The 2,540-nt window shown below is 72.8% G+C and carries 3 protein-coding genes; 1 reads left to right on the plus strand and 2 read right to left on the minus strand.

Annotated features, from left to right (window positions below; translation table 11 throughout):
* Nucleotides 1-162: 162 nt before the first annotated feature.
* Complete coding sequence (locus AB8Z36_RS37900; RefSeq protein ID WP_369217916.1) at nt 163-981, minus strand: helix-turn-helix transcriptional regulator; 819 nt, start codon at nt 979-981, stop codon at nt 163-165.
* Between the two features lie 49 nt (nt 982-1,030).
* Between AB8Z36_RS37900 and AB8Z36_RS37905 the strand changes: the two genes are divergently transcribed.
* Complete coding sequence (locus tag AB8Z36_RS37905) at nt 1,031-1,507, plus strand: DUF2000 family protein (RefSeq protein WP_369217917.1); 477 nt, start codon at nt 1,031-1,033, stop codon at nt 1,505-1,507.
* Nucleotides 1,508-1,662: 155 nt separating this feature from the next.
* Here the strand turns inward: AB8Z36_RS37905 and AB8Z36_RS37910 are convergent, their stop codons facing one another.
* Entirely contained in the window at nt 1,663-2,535 is an 873-nt protein-coding gene (locus AB8Z36_RS37910) for a glycoside hydrolase family 16 protein (protein ID WP_369217918.1), read from the minus strand.
* Between the last annotated feature and the right edge of the window lie 5 nt (nt 2,536-2,540).

Genomic DNA, 2,540 nt, shown 5'->3' on the forward strand with positions numbered 1-2,540 from the left:
CCGCGGGGACGCCCGTGACGTCGCTGCCCCGGGCGGTCAGCGGCAGGTCGCCGCCCTCGTCGCGATCTTCGCGGTCCGCCGCACCGGACGCCTCCTGGTCGCCGGGCTGCTCACCCTGAGCGGCGCGGGSATCCTGGCCGCCGCCCTGCTGCCGTGCGGGCCCTAACGGGCGGCGCCCGCACGCGCGTACCGCCCGGGCGTCGTCCCCACCACCCGCTTGAAGTGCCGGGTGAAGTGCGGCTGGTCGTAGAACCCGGCAGCGATCGCCACCTCGCCGGGCGGCCGCCCTTCGAGCAGCATCCCGCGCGCCAGATCGACCCTGCGGGACATCAGGTACTGGTGCGGGGCGATGCCGAAGGCGCCGCTGAAGGCGCGTACGAGGTGGGCGGAGCTGGCGTGGATACGGTGCCCGGCCTCGTCCAGGGTGATGCCCTCGGCGAGCCGCTCGTCCAGGAGGTCGCGCAGGCTGTGGGCGACGCCCCGGGCCGGTACGGGCGCGGCGGCCGGTGGCGCGGGCCGCAGATGTCCCCGCAGCCGTTCGCCGATCAGCGCCAGACGGCTCTCCGCCTCCAGTTCGTCGCCCCGGTTCGCCAGCGCCGTGTGGAGCTGCCCCACGCGGGTGCGCAGCAGCGGATCGGCGAGGTCGGGGCCATCCACCGCCGGGCCGATGAAGCGCTCGTCGAGCTGCGTCATGTCGAGGTAGAGCACCCGCTTGCGGAACCCGTGCGGGGTCGCGGCCGAGCCGTTGTGCGGGACCTGCGGCGGGAGCAGGCTCACCGTGCCGCTCGGGGTGCCGCGGTCGTGGCGGTCCAGTTCGTAGCGGACGGCTCCGTCGTCGACGATCAGGAGCGTCCAGGCGTCGTGCACGTGCATGGGGTAGGCGTGCTCGGTGAAATGGGCGTGGAAGACCTCCACGACGCCCGCGACCGCCGGGCGCCAGGCCGACACCTCCTGCCGCTGCCCCGCTCGCCGTCCCACCACGTAAAGAACGTACAAGACGCGGCGGCCGCCGACCCGCGMGTCTCACAGCATGAGAACGGACACCACCCCCGGCCCCGTCGCGACGGAGGCCCAGCACCGGCCCGCGCACCCGCCCGTGCGCTTCGACACCAAGATCGCCGTCCTGCTCCGCGACGACCTGGAGACCTGGCAGCGGCTGAACGTCACCGCCTTCCTGGTGAGCGGCCTCGGCACGGCCGAGCCCGAGGTCGTCGGCGAGCCGTACGAGGACGCCGACGGCACCCCCTACCTGTCCATGTTCCGCCAGCCCGTGCTCGTCTTCGAGGGGTCGAAGGAGGCCCTGACGGCCGCGCACGGCAAGGCGCTCGCCCGCTCACTGCCGAGAGCCCTGTTCACGGCGGACCTCTTCACCACGGGCAACGACCGCGACAACCGGGCGGCCGTCGGAGCCGTGCACGGGGCGGACCTGGATCTGGTGGGCCTCGCGGTGTACGGCCCGCGCAACGCGGTGGACAAGGTCCTCAAGGGCGCGCGCATGCACCCGTGAGGACCGTCCCTGAGCGCGACGCCGAGCCCGGAGGCGACGGGGCCGGGCGCGGTGAGCGGCTCGGCGGCGCCGGACCCCGGCGCGTGACGCGGCGACGCGTACCGCCGCCGGCCGGCTGAACGCGGTCGGCGGCGGTGCCGTCGGTCTCGCCGGTGTCAGTTGTTGCTGGTGACCCTTACGTAGTCGACGACGAGCTTGCTCGGGAACGGGGTGCTGCCGTTGGGATCGCCGGGCCAGTAGCCGCCGACCGCGAGGTTGAGGATCAGGAAGAAGGGCTTGTCGAAGACCCACCGGTTGCCGTTGAGGTCGGCGGGGGTGCGGGTCTGGTAGACCTTGCCGTCCACGGACCAGGTGATCTTGTTCGGTGACCAGTCCACCGCGAAGGTGTGGAACTTGTCCGCGAACGCCTCACCGCCGGGCAGTGTGTAGCCCGCGCCGATGCCGCCGGAACCGGAGTAGCCGGGACCGTGCAGGGTGCCGTGGACGGTGCCCGGCTCGAAGCCGACGTTCTCCATGATGTCGATCTCGCCGCTGTTCGGCCAGCCAACGCTGCCGATGTCGGCGCCGAGCATCCAGAACGCGGGCCAGATGCCCTGCCCGCGCGGGATCTTCATGCGGGCCTCGGCGTGGCCGTACGTCTGGGTGAACTTGCCGGAGGTGTTGAGCCGGGCCGAGGTGTACTCGCAACGCCCGTACCAGCACTGGTAGTTGCCGGGGTTCTCCTTGCGGGCGGTGATGACCAGGTTGCCCTGGCCGTCCAGGGCCGCGTTCTTGTTGCCCGAGGTGTAGTACTGCCGCTCGTGGTTGTTGACGTTGTCGCCCGTCTCGATCTGCCACTTGCCGCCGTCGACCGCGGCCCCCGCGGGGCCGTTGAAGTCGTCGGAGAAGGTGGTGGCCGCGGCCGATGCCGCGGGGGTGGCGGGTGCCGCGGCGGCTCCGGAGGGGAGCCCGGCCAGGGCCGAGGCGCAGCAGGCCAGGGCGGCGGTGGTGAGCGCCGCACGGCGGCGCCAGGAAGTCTGCACTGTCATCACAT

The sequence above is a fragment of the Streptomyces flavofungini genome (assembly GCF_041028215.1).
Taxonomy (GTDB): domain Bacteria; phylum Actinomycetota; class Actinomycetes; order Streptomycetales; family Streptomycetaceae; genus Streptomyces; species Streptomyces flavofungini_B.